Annotated in this window: 21 protein-coding genes and 2 pseudogenes; 13 read left to right on the forward strand and 10 right to left on the reverse strand. The window is 67.7% G+C overall.

Annotation, left to right across the window (positions count from 1 at the left end; all coding sequences use genetic code 11):
* Positions 1-54: 54 nt before the first annotated feature.
* The 7 genes from ssd to QFZ61_RS06065 all read left to right on the forward strand — a co-directional run bounded on the left by ssd (position 55) and on the right by QFZ61_RS06065 (position 5,389).
* Positions 55-1,191, forward strand: coding sequence for a septum site-determining protein Ssd (gene ssd / locus QFZ61_RS06035; protein ID WP_307034259.1), 1,137 nt, complete (start codon positions 55-57; stop codon positions 1,189-1,191).
* A gap of 56 nt (positions 1,192-1,247) precedes the next feature.
* Positions 1,248-2,462: a TadA family conjugal transfer-associated ATPase gene (locus QFZ61_RS06040; RefSeq protein WP_373427190.1), complete on the forward strand. Its 1,215-nt coding sequence runs from the start codon at positions 1,248-1,250 to the stop codon at positions 2,460-2,462.
* Between the two features lie 200 nt (positions 2,463-2,662).
* The gene (locus tag QFZ61_RS16950; protein WP_373427133.1) at positions 2,663-3,397 is read left to right on the forward strand and encodes a type II secretion system F family protein; all 735 of its coding nucleotides are present in this window, start codon (positions 2,663-2,665) and stop codon (positions 3,395-3,397) included.
* 191 nt (positions 3,398-3,588) lie between these two features.
* On the forward strand, positions 3,589-4,005 hold the full coding sequence (locus tag QFZ61_RS06050) for a type II secretion system F family protein (RefSeq protein WP_373427134.1): 417 nt from the start codon (positions 3,589-3,591) through the stop codon (positions 4,003-4,005).
* A gap of 144 nt (positions 4,006-4,149) precedes the next feature.
* Complete coding sequence (locus tag QFZ61_RS06055) at positions 4,150-4,473, forward strand: DUF4244 domain-containing protein (protein ID WP_307034265.1); 324 nt, start codon at positions 4,150-4,152, stop codon at positions 4,471-4,473.
* A 149-nt stretch (positions 4,474-4,622) separates the two neighbouring features.
* On the forward strand, positions 4,623-5,000 hold the full coding sequence (locus tag QFZ61_RS06060) for a TadE family type IV pilus minor pilin (RefSeq protein WP_307034267.1): 378 nt from the start codon (positions 4,623-4,625) through the stop codon (positions 4,998-5,000).
* Positions 4,982-5,389: an Rv3654c family TadE-like protein gene (locus tag QFZ61_RS06065; RefSeq protein WP_307034269.1), complete on the forward strand. Its 408-nt coding sequence runs from the start codon at positions 4,982-4,984 to the stop codon at positions 5,387-5,389. The genes QFZ61_RS06060 and QFZ61_RS06065 overlap by 19 nt, the downstream gene beginning before the upstream one ends.
* A 3-nt stretch (positions 5,390-5,392) precedes the next feature.
* Here QFZ61_RS06065 and QFZ61_RS06070 read toward each other — a convergent pair.
* A pseudogene (locus QFZ61_RS06070) lies at positions 5,393-7,817 on the reverse strand (DEAD/DEAH box helicase).
* A 108-nt stretch (positions 7,818-7,925) separates the two neighbouring features.
* Positions 7,926-8,618: a GNAT family N-acetyltransferase gene (locus QFZ61_RS06075; protein WP_307034271.1), complete on the reverse strand. Its 693-nt coding sequence runs from the start codon at positions 8,616-8,618 to the stop codon at positions 7,926-7,928.
* A gap of 125 nt (positions 8,619-8,743) precedes the next feature.
* Between QFZ61_RS06075 and QFZ61_RS06080 the strand changes: the two genes are divergently transcribed.
* Positions 8,744-9,637, forward strand: a complete 894-nt coding sequence (locus tag QFZ61_RS06080) for a rhodanese-related sulfurtransferase (RefSeq protein ID WP_307034273.1) — start codon at positions 8,744-8,746, stop codon at positions 9,635-9,637.
* 21 nt (positions 9,638-9,658) lie between these two features.
* Here the strand turns inward: QFZ61_RS06080 and QFZ61_RS06085 are convergent, their stop codons facing one another.
* A complete protein-coding gene (locus QFZ61_RS06085) occupies positions 9,659-10,192 on the reverse strand; it encodes a hypothetical protein (RefSeq protein WP_307034275.1) in 534 nt (177 codons plus the stop codon).
* A 79-nt stretch (positions 10,193-10,271) separates the two neighbouring features.
* Positions 10,272-10,727 (reverse strand): hypothetical protein, encoded by a 456-nt coding sequence (locus QFZ61_RS06090; RefSeq protein ID WP_307034277.1) that lies wholly within the window; start codon positions 10,725-10,727, stop codon positions 10,272-10,274.
* A gap of 166 nt (positions 10,728-10,893) precedes the next feature.
* Here QFZ61_RS06090 and QFZ61_RS06095 point away from each other — a divergent pair, with 166 nt between their 5' ends.
* Both QFZ61_RS06095 and QFZ61_RS06100 read left to right on the forward strand, forming a co-directional pair.
* A complete protein-coding gene (locus QFZ61_RS06095; protein WP_307038027.1) occupies positions 10,894-11,658 on the forward strand; it encodes a TipAS antibiotic-recognition domain-containing protein in 765 nt (254 codons plus the stop codon).
* A 74-nt stretch (positions 11,659-11,732) separates the two neighbouring features.
* Positions 11,733-13,367 (forward strand): methyltransferase, encoded by a 1,635-nt coding sequence (locus QFZ61_RS06100; RefSeq protein ID WP_307034279.1) that lies wholly within the window; start codon positions 11,733-11,735, stop codon positions 13,365-13,367.
* A 15-nt stretch (positions 13,368-13,382) separates the two neighbouring features.
* On the opposite strand, the pseudogene QFZ61_RS06105 reads toward QFZ61_RS06100, so the two are convergent.
* Positions 13,383-14,651: pseudogene (locus QFZ61_RS06105) on the reverse strand (MFS transporter); the annotation flags it as partial.
* 78 nt (positions 14,652-14,729) lie between these two features.
* On the opposite strand from QFZ61_RS06105, the gene QFZ61_RS06110 reads away from it, so the two are divergent.
* Positions 14,730-15,380, forward strand: coding sequence for a helix-turn-helix transcriptional regulator (locus QFZ61_RS06110; protein WP_307034281.1), 651 nt, complete (start codon positions 14,730-14,732; stop codon positions 15,378-15,380).
* A gap of 84 nt (positions 15,381-15,464) precedes the next feature.
* On the opposite strand, the gene QFZ61_RS06115 is transcribed toward QFZ61_RS06110, so the two are convergent.
* The 4 genes from QFZ61_RS06115 to QFZ61_RS06130 all read right to left on the reverse strand — a co-directional run bounded on the left by QFZ61_RS06115 (position 15,465) and on the right by QFZ61_RS06130 (position 19,621).
* Positions 15,465-16,277, reverse strand: coding sequence for a PRC and DUF2382 domain-containing protein (locus QFZ61_RS06115; protein ID WP_307034284.1), 813 nt, complete (start codon positions 16,275-16,277; stop codon positions 15,465-15,467).
* A 375-nt stretch (positions 16,278-16,652) separates the two neighbouring features.
* Positions 16,653-17,600, reverse strand: a complete 948-nt coding sequence (locus QFZ61_RS06120; RefSeq protein WP_307034286.1) for an SRPBCC family protein — start codon at positions 17,598-17,600, stop codon at positions 16,653-16,655.
* 162 nt (positions 17,601-17,762) lie between these two features.
* Positions 17,763-18,716: a carbohydrate ABC transporter permease gene (locus QFZ61_RS06125; protein WP_307034288.1), complete on the reverse strand. Its 954-nt coding sequence runs from the start codon at positions 18,714-18,716 to the stop codon at positions 17,763-17,765.
* The gene (locus tag QFZ61_RS06130) at positions 18,716-19,621 is read right to left on the reverse strand and encodes a carbohydrate ABC transporter permease (RefSeq protein ID WP_307034290.1); all 906 of its coding nucleotides are present in this window, start codon (positions 19,619-19,621) and stop codon (positions 18,716-18,718) included. The genes QFZ61_RS06125 and QFZ61_RS06130 overlap by 1 nt, the downstream gene beginning before the upstream one ends.
* 261 nt (positions 19,622-19,882) lie before the next feature.
* Here QFZ61_RS06130 and QFZ61_RS06135 point away from each other — a divergent pair, with 261 nt between their 5' ends.
* Both QFZ61_RS06135 and QFZ61_RS06140 read left to right on the forward strand, forming a co-directional pair.
* Positions 19,883-21,244 carry an ABC transporter substrate-binding protein gene (locus QFZ61_RS06135; RefSeq protein WP_307034292.1) on the forward strand — a complete coding sequence of 454 codons (1,362 nt, stop codon included), beginning with the start codon at positions 19,883-19,885 and terminating at the stop codon, positions 21,242-21,244.
* Between the two features lie 114 nt (positions 21,245-21,358).
* A complete protein-coding gene (locus QFZ61_RS06140) occupies positions 21,359-21,757 on the forward strand; it encodes a low affinity iron permease family protein (RefSeq protein WP_307034294.1) in 399 nt (132 codons plus the stop codon).
* Positions 21,758-21,781: 24 nt separating this feature from the next.
* On the opposite strand, the gene QFZ61_RS06145 is transcribed toward QFZ61_RS06140, so the two are convergent.
* A complete protein-coding gene (locus QFZ61_RS06145; protein WP_307034296.1) occupies positions 21,782-22,315 on the reverse strand; it encodes an HPP family protein in 534 nt (177 codons plus the stop codon).
* Between the last annotated feature and the right edge of the window lie 6 nt (positions 22,316-22,321).

Raw genomic sequence — 22,321 nt, forward strand, 5'->3', positions numbered from 1 at the left:
ACATAGCCGGCGGCGGCGGTATCGGCCCGGCTCCGGGTCCATCAAGGTGGTGCCATGAGCAGGCACCAATCATCCGAACCCGGGTCCCCGCGGCCCGCGCCCCGGGGCGGCACCGCTGCCGGTCCTCCTCCCGCGGCATGGCTGCCCGACGGCGCGGCAGAGACGCTGCTGGTCACCGGCTCGGAGGTGCTGCGGGCCGAGGTGGAATGCATCGTCGCGGCCGCCGGACGGCAGCTGACCTCCGTAAGCGATGCCGCGGAGGCGGCGCCGTTCTGGGATGCGGCCGGGGCGGTGCTGGTGGGCAGTGATGTGCCGGAGTTGCCCTACCGGCGGCGTGTCCCGGCCGTGGTGGTGGGGCTAAGCGGTGAAGGGGACAGGCTGTGGCAACTGGCGGCGGTTATGGGTGCCGAACGCGTGGCAGTCCTTCCTGAGGGCGGCCCCTGGCTGGCTGAGTACCTGAGCCGCTACCACGCCGCCGATCCGGGCGGACACGTCCTGGGCGTTGTCGGCGGCTGCGGCGGGGCCGGGGCAACGACCGCGGCCGTCTGGCTTGCGCAGGCCGCAGCCCGGCATGGCGCACGCGTGCTGCTGATTGACGGCGATCCCTGGGGCGGCGGTCTCGAACTTGCGCTCTCCGCTGAAGAAGAGGACGGACTCCGCTGGCCGGACCTCGCGGACGCGAGCGGCAGTATCGACCCGGACCAGTTCCGGGAGGCGCTGCCGGACGCAGGCGGCTTCTCCTTCCTGTCCTGGCCTGGCAAGCGGGAACGTCCCGTCCCCGTTGACACGGCAGCGGTCTCCGCCGTGCTTGACGCCGCCCGGCGAAGTTTCGAGCTTGTCCTGCTGGACATTGGGCGGGGGCGGGAAGTCGTGCGCACCTTCGCCTGGGAATGCGACCGGGTTCTCGTCGTGCTGCCGGCCCAGCTCCGGGCCGCCGTCGCCGCTGCCCGGCTGGTACCCGAACTTCCGCCCGTGGAGACACCGCTCGCGGTCAGGGTCCGGCCGGGGGCCGCTGTCGACTATGAGCTCATTGCCCGTTCCGTCGGTGCGCCGGTGCAAAGCGTTCTGCCCGAGGTTCGCGGAACGGCCGCCGCGACCGAGCTTGGCCGCCTGTTGGACGCCGGGAACCGGCGGAGCGTGCAGCGTTTCGCGGATGCCGTGCTGGACCTCACTGGGGACGAGTATCCGTGAGCTCGCATGCAGCGTCCGACCTGCCGCCTGGACAAAGGCCGCCGCTCCGGCGGCAACTGCCCGGCGGAGCCGAGTCGCGGATCGATGCGCGTCTGCTCGAAACGGTCCGGGCAACCGTCCTGTCCGACGCCGGACCCCTCACGCCGTCCCGGGTTGCGGCGGCTGTACAGGCAAGCGGCAAGGTGCTGGGCACCGCAGGGGCGCTGGCTGCGGTCGACAGCATCAGCGCCGAGTTGAACGGCCTTGGCCCGCTGCAGCCCCTGATCCGTGATCCGCTGGTGACGGACATCTTCGTCAACGCCCCGGACTCGGTGTGGTTTGACCGCGGCCGCGGGCTCGAACGGGCCCCCGTTGCCTTCGTAGGAGAAACGCAGGTCCGAGCCCTGGCCGCACGGCTGGTCGCCGCCGGTGGCCGGCGTCTGGACGACAGTTCCCCGTGCGTCGACGTCAGGCTCGACGGCGGCTACCGGATCCACGCCGTGCTGCCGCCGATTTCCACCGCCGGCACCCTGCTGAGCGTCCGGATCCGGCGGGAGTCTGTCTTCTCGATGGACGAACTGGGCCGCGGCGGAATGTTCGGACCCCTGGTGCGGGACGTTCTGGAGCGAATTGTGGCCCGTCGGCTCAGTTTCCTCATCAGCGGTGCGACAGGCTCAGGAAAGACCACCCTGCTGGCGACACTCCTCGGCCTGTGCCTTCCCGGGGAGCGGCTCGTCCTGATCGAGGATGCCTCCGAGCTGAACCCGGTCCATCCACACGTGGTCTCCCTTGAGTCACGCCACACCAACATCGAGGGCGGGGGAGCCGTGGACCTGGCTGAGCTGGTCCGCCAGGCGCTGCGCATGAGGCCCGACCGGCTGGTGGTGGGCGAGTGCCGCGGAGCCGAAGTCCGGGAGTTGCTGATGGCCATGAACACCGGCCACACCGGCGCCGGCGGAACCATCCACGCCAACACTGCGGCGGCCGTCCCGGCCCGGCTGACCGCGCTCGGGGCCCTCGCAGGGATGGGGGCCGACGCCGTCCGGCTACAGGCGGTCAGCGCCGTGGACGCCGTGGTGCATCTCGAACGAACCCGGCAGGGCCGGCAGGTGGCCTCCGTCGGGCTGGTGGTCGGGAACGGTCCCGAACTGGCCGTGACTGCGGCGCTTGAAGCGGCCGGGCAGGAGCTTCTCGCCGGTCCCGCCTGGCCCGAGCTTGCGGAGCGACTGGGACTGGACGCGCACGACGGACCCGGTACTGGCCGCTCCGCCCTAATTAGCGCCGGCCCATGACGACGTTGCTGGCCGCAACCCTGGCGCTGGCGCTGTGGATGATGGCCGCTCCGGCTCGACCGTCCGCGCGCCGTTTCCGCACGGTCCTTTCCGGCCCGCCCCACGCTTCCTCCCGAACCCGAACCCGAACGCTGTCCGCGGGCTGGCGCGGTCGGCTGCCGTTTTGGCCCCCGGCCAGCCGCACAATTCCCGAAGTTTCCATGACTGTGGTGGTTCAGCAGCTCGCCGCCCTGCTCAGGGCCGGCAGGACGCCCGCACGGTTGTGGGAAGAGCTGGCGGTGCTCTACGGCTGTGGGCCGCCGGACCAGTTACACGGCACTGCCGGAGGGCTCAGCTGGGGCACGGGGCCGGCTGCGGGTGTGTTGAGTCAGGCATCGCAGGAAATCCTGGCCGCCGCCCGTACCGCGGCAGTGAGAGGTTCTCCCGTAGCTGCCGCTATCCGCAGCCGAGCCTGCCCGGAACCCGGCAGCGGCGCACCACCCGGCCGAGCCAGATTCCCCGGCCGAGCCACGTCGCGTGGCAGAGCCGCGTCGCGCGGCAGAGCCGCGTCGCGCGGCAGAGCCGCGTCGCGCGGCCCCGTCGCCAAGGAAAGGGCGATCTGGCTGGAACTGTCGGTGTGCTTCGAGGTGGCCCGGGCCAGTGGTTGCCCACTTGCGGACATCCTGACCCGCTTCGCGGCCCACCTGGAGGCCGAGGACGACGCCGAAGCGGCGCGCCAGACCGCGCTCGCCGGCCCGCAAGCCACCGTCCGGATCCTGACCTGGCTGCCTTTCCTGGGCCTCGGACTGGCGGTGCTGCTCGGCGTGGATCCGCGGGCGGTCCTGCTCGGCACACCTTTCGGGCCGGTCGCCCTCGTTGTGGGACTCGCACTCACCGGTGCTGGCCGGATCTGGTCCGCCGGGCTCGTTCGGTCTGCCGCGGGAGGGCGCCGGTGATTCCCCAACCCGGCAGTCTCGCGGTTACCGCCCTGCTCGCCGCAGCCTCAGTTCTCGCGCTCACCGACCACCGCCGGGCAGGCCGGCGCTGGCGCGGGCTGCCACCGCGCAGCAGTAGCAGTCCGTATACCGGGTCCCCCGGGGGAGGCGTACCCCTGGAGGGCCCGGACTCCGGTTTGCGGGATCCGGCCATGATGCTGGAATTAATCGGTGCGGTCCTGGACGCCGGTTCCGGTCTCGGCCGTTCCCTGGAGGTCGTCGTCCTGCATACGGCTCCGGCGCTCCGGCTGCACCTGGACCGGGTCGTGTCCGCCCTTGCGCTCGGCACCGACTGGGAGACGGCATGGCGAAGCTCCCGCGCTCTGCCCGCGGAATTGCTCGCGCTCCGGGACGCCCTGGGGTTCGCCGCGGTGACCGGGGTGCCGTCGTCCGCCATCTTGTACGCACAGGCCGCCCGGCTGCGCCGCGAGCAGTTCCGTGCCGCCGAACGGCGCGCCGCGGCCCTGGGGGTCAAACTGGTCGTTCCCTTGGGGCTGTGTTCGCTGCCCGCCTTCGTATGCCTGGGCATAGTGCCGGTCCTGCTGGCGATGTTTCCTGCATTTTCCTGAAGGGTGCCGGCGGCCGGCGCTGCGACTCCTCCTCCACAGCCGGGTTTTTCCACTTGACCCGGCAGCGCCCTTACCGGCACGGACCCGACAGATGAGATTGGTAGCAGCCGGTGACTGTACCGGAACCTCCCGAGAGGAACGCTCATGACCTTCCACCGAAACGCCCCCGCCCGTCCCGACAAAGCGCCGGAAGAGAACGGAGCTGCTGCAGTCCGGGAGATCTATCCCGGTGCCACACGGGCCACCCCGGTCCACCGACCCCGGTCCGGGTGGCCGGCCGGGTTGGCCTGGTCTGCCCGCAGGCGGGGAAAGCTCCGCGGGTCCGAAGCGGGGATGGCGACCGCTGAGTACGCCATCGCCACCTTGGCCGCGGTGGGCTTTCCCGGTCTTCTCGTGCTCATCATGCGCAGCGACGAAGTGCGGGGCTTTCTGTTGAACCTGATCCGCACGGCGCTGGCACTGCCGTGAGGCTGATGCTGCCGTTTGTTGGAAACCGGCGCCGAGCGCAGGTCCGGAGCCGGATCAGGTTCTACTGCCCGGCCAGGGCCCCGGTCCGACCGGACGGTCCCGGCCCTGGCCCCGTGACCTGCCCGGACGCTCGAGCGTGCCGTGGCGCTGTGACAGCCGAGTTCGCCGTCGCGCTTCCCGCGGTCATCCTGGTGCTGGGCCTGCTGCTTGCCGGTTCGGCCGCCGGCTTGACGCAGCTCCGGTTGGAAGAAGCCGCGCGGGGCGGAGCCCGGGCACTCGCCCGCGGTGAAGATGCAGCAGCTGTCGGCGGTATCGTCCGGCACCTCGCCGGTGATTCAGCGCGGGTGGCCGTGGCTTCCGACGCGGGATGGCTCAGCGTCACAGTTTCCGGAACCGTCCACGGAGCGGTGGCCCCATTGGTCCCGTGGACCCTGACGGCCAGGGCCTGGGCGAGGAGTGAAACCACCGACGCGCCGGCGCTCTTTGTTCCGGGGCCGGAGCCCCTGCCGTGGCACAGGAGCGCCTGATGGCGCCGGCCCGCAGCCCTGAGCGGGGCGCCGGGACGGTCCTCGCCCTCGGGCTCGGGTTGGTGCTGCTGCTGGCGATGACCGCCGTGGTGCTACTGGGCCAGGCCACCGTGCTGGCCTCCAGGGCTGCTGCAGCTGCTGATCTGGCGGCGCTTGCCGCCGCGGACGCAGCCCGGGGCCTCACCAGCGGCCAGCCATGTGCCGTCGCCGCCGAAGTCGCCGCCAGGCACGAGGCGCGGCTCCTGGCGTGTGCCGTCGAAGCCGGCGACACCGTCCAGGTCCGCACAGAACTGCGCTCCCGCGCAGTGTTCGGTCCTGCCTCGGGGCTGGCCCGGGCGGGCCCTCCCCCTGCCTCTGATGCCGGACCGGGGCGCGTACAGGCACCGTGACCGTCAAAGCGGACTTGCCTGGCCCAGTTGGTTCGTGACCGGATCCGCCGGAACGCCGCCCAGCCCGGCGTTGTGGCCCATGGTGTCGGTAGCGTCCGTCAACAGCATCCCGAGCAGGGTGACGGCGGCGTCCTTGTCCAGCGGGTTGTTCTTGTTGCCGCACTTGGGGGACTGGACGCATGACGGACAGCCGGATTCGCATTCGCAAGCCATGATCGCCTCACGGGTCGCCGAGAGCCACACCCTGGCCTTGTCGTAGCCGCGCTCTGCGAAACCGGCCCCGCCGGGATGGCCGTCGTAAACGAAGATCGTGGGCATCCCGGTGTCGGCGTGGATCGCAGTGGAGACCCCGCCGATGTCCCATCGGTCGCTGGAGGCCACCAGCGGCAACAACCCGATGGCGGCATGCTCGGCGGCGTGCAGGGCGCCGGGAAACTGCGCTTCGATCAGTCCGGCGTCCGTCAGTGATCGGTTGTCCACGACGAACCAGACCGCCTTGGTGAACAGGTCCCGGGCGCCCAGCTGCAACGGCTCCTCGCCGAGGATCTCGTTCGAAATCAGCGCCTTGCGCTGAAAGGAGACCACCTGTGTCGTTACTTTTACGTCGCCGAAATGGACCGCCACGTCACCCCACTGGGTGCTGCGCAGCGTTTCCAGGACCTCGATCTGGGTCACGTCCCCGGGCCGTGGTGTAGTAATCCGGATTGGCGCGCCGCACCACGACGCAGTGCTCATCCTCGTTCAGGTCCTCAACGACATAGCTGTCGCCCTGGTGGACGTACACGGCTCCGGTGTGCGCCTGATAGTGGGTCTGCGGCGAGTCCATGGTGCCGAGCAGGGAGCCTGTGTCGGCATCTACGATGCTCACCGGGCCGCCGCCGTCAGCCCGCAGGTTCACCATGGCAGCGGCGCTCTGCGGGTGGGTCCAGAACCAGCCCGCCGGCCGTTTCCGGAGGTACCCCTGGCCGACCAGCTGGTCCAGCAGCCCTTCAGCCGTGGGGCCGAACAGCCCGAGCTCCGCGTACCCCAGCGGCAGTTCCGCCGCCGCGGCGCACAAGTGGGGTCCCAGTACGTACGGGTTGGACGGGTCGAAGACGGTGGCTTCGACCGAGACGTCGAAGATCGCCTCGGGATGGTTCACCAGGTAGGTGTCCAGTGGATCGTCGCTGGCGACGAAGGCGGCAATCGCGTCCTGTCCGGCGCGGCCGGCGCGGCCGATCTGCTGGAACAGCGACGCCCTGGTCCCGGGCCAGCCGGCGACCAGGACCGCGTCGAGACCGGAAATGTCGATGCCCAGCTCAAGGGCCGAGGTACTCGAAACGCCCAGCAGTTCCCCGGAGCGCAGCGCCCGCTCCAGGGCGCGCCGTTCCTCCGGCAGATAGCCGGAGCGGTAGGCCGCCACCCGTTGCGGCAGGCTGGGATCCACCTCATCCAGGAGCCGCTTGGTGATGGAGGAGATCGTCTCTGCCCCGCGGCGGGACTTGATGAACGCGATGGTCCGGATCCGGGAGGAGACCAGGTTGGCCAGCAGGTCCGAGGTTTCCGCGACGGCGGTGCGGCGCTCCCTGGCGCCGTTCTCCCCGCGCAGCTCGGTCAGCGCCGGTTCCCAGAAGGCGACGGTGGTGGCGCCATGCGGTGAGCAGTCCTCGGACACCGCCCGGACCTCGGCGCCGATGAGCCGGCCGAAGGAAGTCCCGGGGTCGGAGGCGGTGGCCGAAGCGGCAATAAACACGGGACCGGGCTGGCCGGAACCGGAGTTATAGTAGGCGCAGATCCGGCGCAGCCGGCGCATCAGATTGGCGACGTGCGAGCCGAAGACGCCGCGGTAGCTGTGGGCCTCGTCCACAATCACGTAGCGCAGACGGCGGAAAAACCGGGCCCACCAGGCGTGGTTTGGCAGGATCCCGAAGTGCAGCATGTCGGGGTTGGCGAGGATCACGTTGGCATGGTCCCGGATCCAGCGGCGGGAGGCGGGGTCGGTGTCGCCGTCGTAGGTTTCTGCCCGGACGGTGGGGAGCTTCAGCGAGCGGATGGCTGCCAGCTGGTCGGCTGCCAGCGCCTTCGTGGGCGAGAGATACAGGGTGACGGCACCGTCATCGTGGATCCTGCCGGGATCAGCCAGGACCCGCAGTTCCGAGCGGTGGACCGCGTCCAGCGCCGGCAGTTGGTAGGCCAGGGACTTGCCGGACGCGGTGCCGGTGGCAATCACCACGTGCCGGCCGTCATGGGCGAGGTCGGCGGCCTGAACCTGGTGGCGGTACGGCTCGTGGATGCCGAGCGAGCCGTAGGCCTGCACGAGGTCCGGGTGTGCCCACTCCGGCCACGGCTCGTTGACGGCTTTCCTGGCCGGGATGGTCCGCACGTGCCGCAGCTGCTCCGGGTCCGGGCCGCGGCCCAGCAGGGGGATCAGGGACTCATGCGGATTCACTCCAACATTGTTTCACCCGGGCTCAAATCGCCGGCGTGAACCGCTGCCTGGCGGGTGGACGGCCGCCGTCACCGCGCGGCGCGGCAAGCCTGCGCCGGGGTGCCGAGCTCACACCAGGGACAGGTCGCCGCCTTCGTCAGAGGAGGAGAGCATCAGCACGTGGCACACCGTGGTCCAGCCGAGGTGCGAATACAGCTGCTGGCCGTCCAAGGAGGCGAGCAGGAGACCGCTTTCGACGTCGTGTTCAAAGGCCTGCGCGGCCAGCGCCCGCATAATGAAGCTGCCGAGCCCCCGGCGCTGGAACCCGGGTTCGGTCACGATTTTGTCAAAGACTGCGGTGTGGTCCGCGACGAAGACCCGCCCGCTCGCGGCAATTTCGTCGCCAGCGTAAACGACGGCGTGGTGGACGCCGTCGTCGGTCGACGGGACCCAGCGGAGGTCATCGTCCGGAAGCCAGGGATCCTCCGAGTCCTGGGTTTCCATATCCACGATCATCATGGTCTGCGTGGCAGATGTCAGGTTGAGACGGTGCTGCGCGGCCAGGGCGGTGTAACGGGCTTCATCGTTGGTGAGGATGGTAAGGATCCGGGCGGGGGCCTCGGCGGCTTTGGCCGCCAGCTCAGCGAACTCCGCCTCCGAGGGATCGCACGCGAAATACTCCCACTCCCGGGTCGTGTCCGCCCTCAGCACCGCGGGGAAACGGCCCTCCCGGCGTATTTCGTAACCGCGGCAGCCGGCCCACCCGGCAACCCAGACCTCCAGGAGGTGGGTAGTGTCTTCAACCATGGCGTCCAGACTCATGAGAAGAGCGTATTCCAGCCCCGGCACAAGCAACAGGGGAGAGGACCGGTGCGGGCGCTTGCTTACGCAATTGTGACCCTCCCGCGTGTCATCACCGGTTCACTCCGCCCAGTACGCTTAAATACGTGGCTTTGAACAAGATTGTCCTCTTCTACGGCTTTACCCCGATCGCGGATCCGGCTGCCGTCCGGCTCTGGCAACGCGCTCTGTGCGAAAAGCTCGGCCTGACCGGCCGAATTCTCATCTCCAAAGACGGCATCAACGCCACCGTCGGGGGCGAAATCGGCGCGGTCAAGCAGTACGTCAAGACGACCCGCGAATACGACGGTTTCCGTGGCATCGACGTGAAATGGTCTGACGGCGGCGCGGCGGACTTTCCCCGCCTCAGCGTCAAGGTGCGCGACGAGGTCGTCTCCTTCGGTGCCCCCGGTGAACTCAAGGTGGATGAAAAGGGTGTCGTAGGCGGCGGCACCCACCTGGCCCCCGAGGAGCTGCACCGGCTCGTGGAGGAGAAAAAGCAGGCCGGGGACGAAGTGGTCTTCTTTGACGGCCGCAATGGTTTCGAGGCGCAGATCGGCAAGTTCAAAGACGCCGTCGTTCCCGACGTCGCGACCACCCACGACTTCATCCGGGAACTCGACTCCGGGAAATACGACGCCTTGAAGGACAAGCCGGTCGTCACGTACTGCACCGGAGGCATCCGCTGCGAAGTCCTTTCCAGCCTGATGATTAACCGCGGCTTTAAAGAGGTGTACCAGCTCGACGGCGGGATCGTCCGCTACGGCGAGGCGTTCAAGGACCAGGGGCTCTGGGAGGGCTCGCTGTACGTCTTCGACAAGCGCATGCACCTCGAGTTCAGCGAGGAGGCCAAGACGATCGGCCGCTGCATCCGGTGCGCAGCGCCAACCAGCAAGTTTGAAAACTGCTCCAACCCCAGCTGCCGCACCCTCACCCTGTACTGCACGGAGTGCGCCTCAGACCCCCAAACCCTGCGATGCCCCGGGGGCTGCGCTGCCTGAGGTCAGGCAGGGGCCTAAAATTCAGATGCGGATCACCCGGTAGGCAAAGTTGGCCGGTGCCAGCGACTCGATCCGAACCGCCAGCACCGCGTCCGCACCGACCTGCACCACGTTGACCCGTGCGGTTCCGCAGCGCAGGCTCAAGTCCACCAGGACGCTCTCCTCGTTGCGGACGGTGAAGGAGACGCGGCGGGTGCTTCGGCAGACGAGCGTGAGAGAGTACGTCCCGCTGGGCAGCTGGCTGGTGGTCTCGTTGCGCGTCGCGCCGGCGTCCAGCAGGCCGTATCCGGAGTGGAAGAGCTGTCCCTTCGTCGCGGGAAGTACTTCGGCGACCCACTGGTCCAAATCGGCGCCGGTCACCGGCCGGTTCTTGCCCGGGTCCTGGGGAAGCGCGGCGTCGGTGAAAGGGGTGGACCGGGAGGCAGCGTCGGCGGGAGGTCCGCCGTCGTATTGATATTCGCAAGCGCACAGCCCGGAAGCCATGGCGGCAGCGATTGCGACGGCCGTGGCCACGGCGCGCGACCGCCGCAGCGGGGGTGCCTGCGCGGTGGGCATACTCCGAGATTAGGCCCGCCCGCGCCGCGCCGAAAGCCCCCTGCCGTCCGGCCCTGGTGGGTGCCCGATAGGCGCCGGCTCAGGCCGCCGGTACCAGCTGATACGCGTAGAGGAGCGGGGCGTCCACGCTGGACGTGCTGATCGTCAGCTTGCCGGCAGCCGGCACCTTGATTCGTGCGGTTTCGCCGCTGCCGTTGCACGCGGCGCCGGCCTCAGTGAGCCGGTTGCCGTCGAGGGAAATCTCAAAAAATTCCTTGCCGCCGCCGTCGCAGGTCATCGTCAGGACGTAGTCGCCCGCGCGCACGGTGGCGTCCTTGGCAATCGGGTCCCGGCTGAGGATCTTGCCTGCGTCCGCCAGGACGATCCCGTCGGCAGACGGCAGGGCGGTGGCCTTCCACGCGTTCACGTCCGCGGATTCCACCGAGCCGGCGGGAGAGCAGGCCGAGAGGGCCAGTGCCACGGCGGCACCAGCCGCTGCAGCGAGGACGCGGCGGACGCCGCGGCGGCGGGAGGGCAGTAACGGGACGGAAAGCATGCCTCCAACTTACCGGCTACGGCGGGGCCGGCCCCGCCCGCCAACCCAGCGGGCGGCCGGAAGGTGCCGGGACCACGGGCCGGACGGCAGGTCTTGACGTTGACGCAGCGTCAAGATCTAGGCTCGCAGTAGTGACCGGGAGACTCCCGGCGTGAAGGGAAAAGCCGTGGAGTGGTCTGTGCAGCAGCTTGCGAAGATCGCCGGCACCACCAGCCGGACCCTGCGCCATTACGACAGCATAGGGCTGCTGCATCCCACCCGCACCGGAGGGAACGGCTACCGGTACTACGGCCAGGCAGCCCTGCTGAGGCTGCAGCGCATCCTGCTGCTGCGCGATCTGGGGCTCGGGTTGCCGGCCGTGGCTGATGTCCTCGCGAATGAATGCCACGCAGAGACCGCGCTGGCCGGTCACCTGCAGTGGCTGCGGCAGGAACAGGACCGGCTGGGCAGGCAGATTGCCGCGGTCCAGCACACTCTGGAAGCAGTAAGGGAAGGCAGGGAACTCATGGCCGAGAGGATGTTCGACGGCTTCGACCACACCCGTCACCAAGAAGAAGTCGAAGAACGCTGGGGCCGGGACGCCTATGCGCAGAGCGACACCTGGTGGCGCGGCCTGGGCGCCGAGCGGCAGGAGGCCTGGAAGCTGGACGCCCAGCACCTTGCCGAGGAGTGGGCTGAGGCGGCCCGATCGGGTGCCGCCCCTGACAGCGGCCAGGCGCAGACGCTCGCACGGCGCCACGTCGAATGGCTGCGGGGCATTCCGGGAACTCCGGCTGCTCCGGGCCACAACGCAGGGGAGCTGAAGGTTTACCTTGCCGGTCTCGCCGAAATGTATGTCGCGGATCCGCGTTTCGCCTCTAACTACGGCGGACCGGTCGGCGCGGCCTTCGTGCGGGACGCCCTGCTGGACTACTCGCGGCATCGGCTCTGAGGCGCACCCCGTTCCGGTCGCCTGGGCCGTGTGCCCCAGCGCCGCGCGACCGACGCCGCGACTAAGCTTGTCCGGTGACTCCCTCAACGCATTTCACCGCCGGCAACACCCCCGATGCCCCGCGCAGCGACCTCCCTGAGTTGCTCGCAGCCCTGGCCGCGGACCTGCGGCGTATCAGCTACACCGTCGACGGCGTCGCAGGACTTCTCGGGGAAGCCGCCCACGCCGCGCTGGCCCGGGACCAGCTCATTCCCGCCCTGATCGCCACCGAGTCCGCCGCCCAGCGCGCTCCGACGGCGGCGGCGCTCGCCGCCGTCGTCCGCTTGTGGCTGCTGGCCGAGCCGCAGCCGGCCGGAACCCTCGACTCCGCCCTGCCCGGTATCCGCACCGCCGGCTTGCTCCAGCTCGGCCTCGCGGAGCCCGCCGGGGATCTCATCCAGGCCAGGGTGGACCTGCGGCCGTACGGCTGGGACCCCGCCCTCGATGACGAGGGCAATGCCAGCGGCGGCGCCGACCTGTGGGTGGCAAGCGACCTGGCCGCCCACCAGAGCCCCGGAGTGCTGCGCCGCGACCACGTGCTGGGCATCGGGCAGGCGTCCGCCACCCTCGTCCAGGTCACCGCCCGGCGACACGTGGCCCGCGCCCTGGACCTGGGCACCGGCTGCGGCATCCAGACCTTCCATCTGCTGCACCATGCCGAACACGTCACGGCAACTGACATCTCCGAGCGGGCGCTGGCCTTCACCCGGTTCAACCTGATGCTCAACGGCCCCGCGCTGCACCTGGACCCGAAGGATCTGGAGAGCAGGGTGAGCCTTCGGCTGGGATCGCTGCTGGACCCGGTGGCAGGGGAGAAATTTGACCTGGTGGTCTCCAACCCGCCGTTCGTCATCACCCCGCGCGGCGCGGGGGACACTGCCGCGGACCAATTCACCTACCGCGACGGCGGTCTGCCGGGCGATGATCTCGTCGCTGCGCTGGTCCGGGACCTCCCCTCGGTCCTTACCCCCGACGGAACAGCCCAGCTGCTGGGCAACTGGGAGATCCGGGCGGATGCCGGCTGGTCCGAAAGGCCGCAGGGCTGGGCCAGCCCGGACATGGACGTCTGGTTCATCCAGCGCGAGCAGGTCAGCCCGGAGCAGTACGCCGAGACCTGGCTCCAGGACGCCTCCGAGGCCCGGAACCGGCGGCTCTACCAGGACTCCTACGCCGCCTACCTGGATGACTTCGCGGGCCGGAACGTGGAAGCCATCGGTTTCGGAATGATCTGGCTGCGCCGCCCGGCTGAGGGGGCGGGGCCGGTCATCTTCCGTTTCGAGGAAATCACCTACCCGATCGAACAACCCGTCGGCCCGTATCTGGGCGCAGCCGTCGAACGCGCAGACTGGCTCGCCGCGCACGACCTGGACTCCGCGCACCTGACCGTCGCCGAGGACGTCACTGAGGAACGCCACCAGCGCCCCGGGGCAGAGCACCCCGGCGTGATCCTGCTGCGGCAGGGCGCAGGACTACGACGCACCAACCTGCTCAGCACGGAGCTGGCTGGCTTTGTCTCAGCCTGTGACGGCGAGCTCTCCGTCGGCCAGATCATCGGCGCCCTTGACGCGTTGCTGGGCGGGTTCGAAGGCCACGACAGCGGAACGTTCCGCAGGCGGCTCCTCGACGACGTCGGCAACCTGGTGCGCGACGGTTTCCTGCTCCCGGCCTGAGCCAGCCGAGGCCGGGGACGCGGCGCCGTCGGGCCCGAAACGTCGCAGCACATATGCAGCGACGGCCAGGGCAACGACCACGCCGCCCAGCCCGGTGGCCAGGAAGCTCAGCCGCACAGGCAGCAGCGCGCCCAGCAAGCCGCCTACGGCCAGCGCCGCGATGGAAACTGCGCGGGTCATGCCGCCGATGATCGCCACCGCCTGGCCGCGCCCGCTTTCCGGAATGCGCAGGATGGCAATCGCGCCAAAGCAGGCGTTCAAGGCGCCGCAAGCGGCGCCCATTGCGGTGTAGGCCGCGAAGAGCAGCCCCACGGTCGGCACCAGTGCCATGACCCCAAGGAAAGTGGAAGTCAGCGCCATCGAGGCGAGCAGCACCCGGAGCCGGGCAAACGGCGTCTTGATCCGGCCCGCCAGGGCAGCGCCGGCGGCCATTCCGAGCCCGAACGACCCTGCGAGCAGACCGTACTCGGTCTCGGTGGCCCCCAGCTCGTCCCGGGCCAGGAAGACTTCCAGAACGTTGGTGGCCTCGCCCACGACGATGAAGAACATGGCGCCGAGTACCAGTGCCCACACGAGAGGGTCCCGGCGGATCAGCCTCAGCCCGTCCAGCAGGGCGGGGGTTTCGCGGCCCGCGCGCTCTGCCGCGGTGCCACGGCGGGTCCGGATCAGCAGGGCGCCGGCTCCCATCGCCAGATAGCAGCCGCTCGCGACGCCGAACACCACGCCCGGGCCGCCCCAGCCGCTGAGCAGACCGCCGGCGGCCGGTCCTGCCATGCCGGCGATCATGACGGTGGCCTGCATAGTGCCCAAGGCGCGGGGAGTGCGTTCCTCCCCGACAATCCGTGGCAACAGTGCCTGCCAGGTCGGCCCCGCCACGGCCTGGGCGGCGTCGAGCACGAACGTCAGGGCGAACAGCGCCGGAAGATGCTGGTCCGGGTAATGCAGACTCAAGCCCATCCCGGCAACGGCGGCCGCGCTGACCGCGGAGGCCGCCGTCGCGAGCGTCCGGGAGTCGCGGGTATCGGCCAACCTGCCCGCCCAGGGCGCGAGCAACACCAGCGGGAGCGCCGAACACAGCAGATAGGCGGCCACCAGCCACGGGCCGGGTATCGCTGCGGCGCCGGCGGCCGCGGTGCTCTGCAGGTGCAGCATGACACTGACGACGACGGCGCCCATTCCGGCAGTTGCGAAAAATCGCGAGCCGCCCGCCAGCAGGAAGTCGCGGTTGCGCCAGAGCGGCACCTGAGAGGAGGCGCTGCTCAAGTTGTGAAGTAACTCTTTCATGTCTGGAACTTAGCCGGGCGGCAAACGCACTGTCAAGCACTTATTTCATAGTTTGGCCGGCGCCGGTAGACTGGGGAAGTGAACGCAGAAAACCCCAAGGCGGAGACGTCCGCCGCTCCGGCCGCCAAGCGCAGGCCGCGTCCGGAACAAAAAGTGGAAATCACGGACCCGAAAGCGATCCGGGCCCTGGCGCATGCCGCGAGACTGGAGGTCATCTCTGAGCTCTATTCCACGCAGGTCAGCCGCACTGCGACCGAACTCGCGGCCCAGACGGGTCTGACCCCGAGCGCTATGAGCTACCACCTGCGTGCCCTGCAAAAGTGGGGGATCGTGATCCCGGCTGCCACCGCCGGCGATGCCCGGGAGCGCCGCTGGAAAGCGGCCGGCACCGACTTCACCATCAATTCCGGCGGAGGGCTGGCGAGCCCCGAGTTTGCCGTGCTGGATCTGGAACTGGATGCCTACCGGCGGCGGGTCAACGCCTACGCGAAGACCCGGGACGAGCAGCGGCAGCGCGGCGAGGCCTCCGAGGGCACTTCGGCGGTGGTGCTCGCCAGCAACCTGCTGTACCTGACCCCCGCCCAGCGCGCGGAGCTCAATGAGAGGCTTTTCGATCTGCTGCGGGACTACGAACTTGTTGATCCGAACCTGGTGCCTGATGGCGCGGTCCGGATGGCGACCATGTGGTCGATGATTCCCGACGACCGGGGCGGCCCGGCACCCGCCTGAACCTCCAGGGCAACAGAAAAGGCCGGGGAGAGGGTGGTGACCCTTTCCCCGGCCTTTCTATCCTGTTACGCCGGACGGATTGCCTTAGCGGCGGGTGCCGTCGACGCCGTCGGTTTCGATGCGTTCCTTGCGGACTTCCTCATCGACGGTGACCTCGTCGGTCACCACGTCCTTGTCGAGGCGGACGCGCTCGACCGGGACGGTTTCCTTGTCCACGACCGGGCGCTCCTCGTGCAGGATGACCTCGTGCTCTTCATCGCTGAGGTCCGGGCCGGACATCGCGTCGCCGCGGTTGGCCTCGGTGATCGGCTCGCGCTCAAGCCGGACTTCCTCGCGCTGGACCGGGACGGTCTTGGTCACGTTTTCCGTGGTGACGTACTTGCGCAACCGGACGCGGGCTGCTTCCTGCTTCTCGGTGCCAACGTTGAGCCGCTCTTCCGAGCGGGTCATGGCATCGTCCGTGGTCGGGCCCGAGGTGTCGTGGCCGACCGTGCCGTGCTCGTCGTGGCGTCCGGTACCTGCAACACCGGCGGTGCCGGCGTTGTGGCCGGAGGTGGCGTCGGTGTAGGTCCGGCCGCCGCCGCCAAGCTGGTAGTGCTGGTAGAGCCGCTCTTCTTCAGCGGGCTCAAGGTGGCCGTCAGTGTCGACGCGGGGAGCGTCCTTGACCTGGTCCTTGGTGTACGGGACAACGACGTCGTCCCCCTCCACCCGGGCCCCTTCCAGCGGAACGAAGCTCTCCGAGCTGCCGAACAGGCCGGTCTTGGCAGTAACCCAGCTGGGCTGGCCGCTCTCGTCGTCGGCGTAAACCTGGCCGACCGAGCCGATCTTGTCCCCGTCGGTGGAAACGATGTTGCCCTTGCGGTTCAGCAGGTCGTCGATGTGTTCCTTGGTGATCATGGTCTCTCCTTGGATATCAATCATTTACTGCGGTGGGGTGTTGCTCCAGGCAGCCGCCGTGCGGCGTGCTGACCAGCCGTCAGTCTGTTCGACGCCGAGTGGGTGGGGACCCTCCGGCGGTGGTGAAAGCCTTGCTGCTCGACCTTCTGTGCCTCTATCCTAAGCATGCTTACTACCCATTTGGCAAGCAAGCTTACTAATTTTTCTTTAAGTGAACATTGCGGCCCCGCCCCGGCGGCGCTGTTCGGGTGTCCGTTCCGGCGGACACCCGCGGCGCTGCCGGACCATTTATGTCCGCATACGGGGGAAGCCCCCGCCCGGATCCTGGATCCGGGTGCGGAGGCTTCCCCTTGGTACGAAGTGCCGGTTCAGGCCCTAGTGCTGGCCGAGGCTTCCACCGGCGGGCGGGAGGGTGCCGGTGACGCCCCCCGTGCCGGCCCTGCGTTCGGCTTCGCTCGCCGTGTCGCTCTGGGCGGTCCCGTCGGAGTCCCCTTCGATGTCGACCAAGCCGTTGGTCTGATCGAAAGGTTTGGCGTCCGAGCGGCGGCCTGTTCCCTCTCCTGTTAGTGCAGCGTCGTGAGCCAATGCGTCACCCTGCCCGAGCCCCTCGTCCGGGAAGACGCTCCCCGAGGTGCCGGTAGGGGGCACGGTGCTGGGTGTGGCCGGTTGCGCGGTCGTCGGCGGGACCACCGTCGTTTCGGCGGGTGCCGTGTCGCTATCGGAGTCCTTGCGTCCCGACGTCGCGGCGACACCTGCGGCGGCTGCTGCAGCGAGACCGACGCCGGCGATCACCTTGCCGGAGACGCCGGCTTTGCCGCTGTCGCCGCGGGAGGCGGCCGCATCGCTGATATCCGGCGTTCCCGTGGTGCCTGCGCCGACGGTTCCGCGCCAGGCTCCGGTGGCGTAGCCCTCGTCTTCAATGAAGGCTTTAAACCGGTTGAGGTCGCTCTCCGCCTGCTTTTCGACAATGCTGAGCTTGTCACCGATCTTTTCCACGACGCCTTCGGGTTCGTAGTCAAGTGAAAGTTGCACGGACGTCTGCCCGCCGCCGAGGTCCTCGAAGGTGACCGACCCGGCGTTGGTGGCACCCTCCGTTGCGGCCCAGGACACTTTCTGATCCGGGACCTGCTCGAGGATCCTGGCCTGCCACTGGCGGCGCACGCCAGCGATCTCGGCGGTCCATTCAAGCCTGTTGTCGCTGAGCTGCTTCACGCTCTTTACCCCGCCCATGAAGTGCGGGAACTCTTCGAATTGGGTCCACTGGTTATAGGCAACGCTGACCGGAACGTTGACCAGAATGCGCTTTTCAACCTTGGTGCTCACGGTGTCTCCTTTGATTGGAATCGAGGGACCAACAAGAGATGAACTACTCATCAGTATGCTTACTATATAGGTTCCTGCCGAGCCGTGCCAGAGTTTCCGGCTGCGGGCAACGTCAAGCAACCCGTCTGGCGCCGCCTCAGCTGCACTCTGCGGGCCAGGCCGTCAGCCCTTCCGGCCCTCGGTGGCAACGCCTTCAATGAAGTGGCGTTGCCCGAAGGCGAAGAGGACAAGCATGGGCAAGGTGATGAGCAAGGTGGCGACCATGACGAACTGGTAGTCGCCCTGGCCACCGTTCGTGGGACTGTACTTGGTCATGGCGTAGGCGATTCCCAGCGGCGCAGTGAAGCCCTCGACCGAGCCGGCGTTCAGATAGATCAGCGCGGACTGCAGGTTGTTCCAGCTGGCCTGGAACTCGAAGATAAAGATGACCACCAGGGACGGTATCGACAGTGGCAGGGCAATCCGGCGGAAGAGCCCGAAGTAGCTGGCACCGTCGATCCGTGCCGCCTCGAACAACTCGCGCGGCAGTCCCAGGAAGAATTGGCGCTGCAGGAAAATATAAAAGGCGGACCCGAAGAGGTTCATTCCGAAGAGCGGGATCCAGGTTCCCAGCACCCCCAGGTTCTTCCAGATGAGGTACTGCGGAACCATGGTCACTGCGCCTGGGAGCATCATGGTGGCCAGAACGAGCCCGAAGAGGAAGTTCCGGCCCGGGAACCGGAAGTAGGCAAAGCCGAAGGCAACCATGGAACTGGAGATGGTGACAAGCGTCGCGGCCAGAACGGCAATGAGGAAACTGTTGGTCACCCAGTTGACCAGCGGAAGCTGCTCCCAGACCTGCACGTAGTTCTGCGGAGAGAACGTGCGCGGGATCAGGGAATTATCGAAGACCTCGCCGCGGGGCTTCAGGCTGGCGGCGATCAGCCACACCAGCGGATAAAGGAACACTGCGCTGATCACGGTCAGCAGGGTCCACAGCAGCACCTGTGCGGCTTTAGTCCGTTGCGGCCGTGCCTTACGGCGGGGTGGCAGGGGCGCGAGCGGAGTCTCCGCATCTGGTGAGGGGGCGGTGGCCGGCGATTGCGTGCCGGCCGCCTGGGCCCGGGTGGTTGCCATTAGCGCTTTTCCCCTTCGTAGTAGACGAACTTGTTGCCGACTTTGACCTGGACCAGGCTGATCAGCAGGATCAAGACGAACAGCACCCAGGCCATGGCCGAAGCGAAGCCGAAGTTGAACTGGCGGAACGCCTGCTGGAAGAGATAGATGCCGTAGAAAAGTGACGCCTCCGGGGACGTGCTGGTTTGGTCCCGCCAGAAGAGCAGGTAGGCCTGGTCGAAGACCTGCAGGGCCGCGATCGTCAGGACAATCACGTTAAAGAACAAAGCGCCGGAAATCATCGGAATGGTGATGTAGAAGAACTTCCGGACCGGGCCCGCACCGTCGAGGGAGGCCACTTCGTACAGTTCTTTGGGGACGCTCTTAAGCGCTGCCAGGAAGATGACCATCGTACCGCTGACGCCCCAGAGGGTCATCAGGACGATCGAGGGCTTCACCCAGGCGGGATCAATGAGCCACTGGGGACCCGAGATCCCGAAAAACCCGAGCGCCTGGTTGATCGCGCCGGTGTTGCCGTTGAGCAGCAGCAGAAACACCGCGGCGGTCGCTACCGACGGCGTCATCTTGGGCAGGTAATACACGGTGCGGAAGAAGCCGGCCCCACGCCCTACCTGGTTCAGCAGCAGCGCGAGCCCCAGAGCCACACAGATTTCCAGCGGCACCGCCATGATGGCGTAGAACAGGGTGTTGGCCAGCGACGCGGCCACCTTGGGGTCCTCAAAAAGCAACTCGTAGTTGGTGACTCCGGCCGGTTTTGCCACGTTCGTGGCGAGATTGTACCGACTGAAGGAGATCACCAGGCTGTAGACCATGGCGCCGAGCATGAAGACGGCAAAGCCAACAATCCACGGCGAGATGAACAGATACCCGGCCAGTGCTTCCCGCCGGTTGTACTTGGTCCGCACTGGACGAGCTTTGCCGCCCGGCCTGCGCGGCGTGACCTTTACCGATGATTTTGTTTCCACCCCACGGCACCCCCTTCTCGACTCCTCATTGCACGCTAAGCCCGGCGGCGCGCCGCGCCACCGGGCTTGAGGCTTGCTTCCCCCTGCGGCTTCGGCTAGCTTTCGATTTAGCAAGCTTACTTACAGTGTGACAGTTAAAGCGCGTTTCGCCGAGGACTTCCCCGGCCGGGATGCCGATTGAATGGATTCGGGAGGATGCACATGCGGGTTCGTGAGAAGAGCGCTGCTGTACTGGCCGTGGCGGTTCTGGGGCTGACCGCCTGCGGCGGCGGCGGAAGTGCGTCGCCGGCGGCGACCAGCGATTTCAAGAAGGAAGCGTCGGGCAACCTGACGGCCTGGGCGTTTGATAATGCCGACGACGTCGGCAAAGCCCGCATTCAGTACGCGGGCTCCAAGCTTCCCGACGTCAAGATCACGATGGACCAGACGCCCTTTGACGCGCAGAAGTTCACCACCCGGGCTGCCAGCGGCGACGTGCCGGACGTGGTGCAGATGGACCGGGCCTTCGTCGCCACCTACGCCGCCCAGGGCCTCATCAAGCCGCTGGACGGCTGCTTCAAGGCGCAGGGCGTGGACCCGGTCAAGCAGTTTTACCCGGCCGTCACCCAGCAGGTCACCTACCAGGACAAGGTGTGGGCGGTGCCGCAGTTCTACCAGCCGGCCGCAATCATCCTTAATCAGACCGTCCTGCAGGCCGGCGGCGTTTCCCCGGCGGACATCGACACTTCTGACAAGGCGAAGCTCCTCAGCGCAGTGTCCAAAACCTACAAGTCAGAGGGGGACAACCCCTCGACGCTGGGCTTCGACCCGGTGGCGGGCGGCCAGGCAGAGCTCTGGATCCTGGGCCAGGGCGGCCGGCTGGTGGGGGACAAGGGGGTCCCGACTCTGGACGACCCGGCAAACGTCAAGGCCCTGGCCTTCGTGAAGGAAATTTATGATGCGCAGGGCGGTTATGCCAAGGCCAAGAGCTTCTCTGACTCATTCGACACCTTCGGCAAACAGAACCAGTTCGTCAAGAACCAGGTGGGCGCACAGGTGGACGCCCAGTGGTACGTCAACGTTCTGGCGCCCTATTCGCAGCAGCTGAACCTCTCGGCCGTGCCGTTCAAAGACAAGGACGGCAAGCCCTTTACGGTGGCCGGCGGGACCTCGTTTGTGATCCCTGCCGGTGCCAAGAACGCCGATGCTGCCTGTGCCTGGATGACCTCACTCGTCACCGATGAAGCGTGGACCGCGGCGGGCGAGGCCCGGGCGAAGAAGATCTCCTCGACCCCGGGCGGGATTAACACCGGCCTGTTTACCGGTTCCCCCTCGGCGGACAAGCTGATCCGCGACAAGTTCGTCAAGCCCAGCGGTAACGCGGGCTTCGATGAGACCATCCGGACCTATTACGACGTCCTCCCGACCGGAAAGTCGCTCGGCGCCTCGCCGGCAGGACAGGCGATCAAGACCGAACTGGGCAACGCTGTGGCCTCGACGCTGTTGGGAACAAAGGCGCCGGACAAGGCTCTCGCCGATGCCCAGGCCGCCGCAAAGCGCGCCTTTGACCAGGCCGGTTCCTGAGAGCTTTAGCGGCTTAAACCCAGCATCTGGTGCGAAACTGGACGGACTGCGGGCCTTCGTGGCTCAGCGGTCCGTCCAGTTTGCGGTTACGGGTAATCGAGGGAAAGCGAGCCAATGATGGCCGGCAACAAGAGGAGTGATGGCCCCGACATCTTCACGCGGTTCACCACGAAGACGTCGAAGATCCTCGGCCATGCCTGGGTTTTCGGGGCCGCAGTGGCAGTTCTTGTTGTCTGGGCGGTGACTGGACCGTTGCTGGGCTTTTCGGACACCTGGCAGCTGGTCATCAACACCGGAACGACTATCGTCACGTTCTTGATGGTCTTCATCATCCAGAACACTCAGAACCGGGATACCGCTGCGCTGCAGCTCAAACTGGACGCGCTGATGCTGGAACTCCAGGTCAGCAACGCCAAGCTTTACGATGCTGAGAACGAAGGCGAGAAAGAAATAGAACGCCAGCGCCGGAGAATTGAACAAGCGGCGGGGACCGACCGCGCGCCGCAACCGTAGCCTGCGCAGGCCTCTGGCCAGGTGCTACTTCGCGGGCACCGGCTTCGTACCCAGCAGCAGGTTCAGGCCCCAGCCGGCGGCCGTGATCAGCACGACCGCTCCGGCCATGGAGAGCAGTTCAGGCGGGGTGGTCAGTATTCCCAGGCTGACAATCAGTGTTGTTGCCCCTGCCGGCGGATGCGGCTTACGCAGCCAGGTCAGGAGCAACGTGGTGAGCGCAACGGAGAGCGCTCCGGCGGCCACATAGGCAACGGAGAGCCCCCCAACCGGGGCGGGAGGACTGCCCTTGAGGCCGACGGCATACAGGCACAGCACGCCCATCACCAGCCCCGTCAGGTGCCCCACGAGCGTGTTCGCCGGACGGGACGAGGGCTGATCGGGGGATTCGAAAAACAACATGACCGTCGGGCCGAGACTGGGAAAGAGCCAGGGCAGGTGCAGGGCCAGCCCGGCCACCCCGGACAGAGCCAGCAGCACGAGCGAGAGCACGGCGGCATACACGGCCGGGCCCAGCATGGTCCGGCGTGCTTTGAGCCGTTCCAACAGGGGCGGCTTCACGGCCAA

This window comes from Arthrobacter sp. B3I4 (assembly GCF_030816855.1).
Lineage (GTDB): Bacteria > Actinomycetota > Actinomycetes > Actinomycetales > Micrococcaceae > Arthrobacter.